General features: G+C 51.8%; 1 protein-coding gene. It reads left to right on the top strand.

The window, feature by feature from the left end; genetic code table 11:
• Positions 1-245 (top strand): hypothetical protein (locus AAEY72_RS15970; RefSeq protein ID WP_352311636.1); only part of this gene is annotated, 245 nt, incomplete at both ends.

The following is a 245-nucleotide window of genomic DNA, read 5'->3' as shown; positions in this document are numbered from 1 at the left end:
AGGTAGCTTTGTCATTGGTAGTTTTTTGGAATATGGTCGCCTAAAAGCAGGTGGTCGAGCGATTGCTAAGCGCGTGGGCGCGGTGCGATTGTTTATCGACCACAGCCAAGATGCTTGGGAGCATAGCCAAGGAGTTGCCCATCAGCATCAGCCTGTATCTAAAGTTCGCTTTAGTGCCCGCCATATTGCGGTGCGTGATGAGCGCGATTTCCCGCCTGTCTATCGGCGTTATTATGAGATTGCCC

It is taken from the genome of Psychrobacter sp. W2-37-MNA-CIBAN-0211 (assembly GCF_040309405.1).
Taxonomy (GTDB): domain Bacteria; phylum Pseudomonadota; class Gammaproteobacteria; order Pseudomonadales; family Moraxellaceae; genus Psychrobacter; species Psychrobacter glaciei.
Note: the sequence above shows the minus strand (reverse complement) of the source record. Positions and strands in the feature narration are given on the sequence as shown.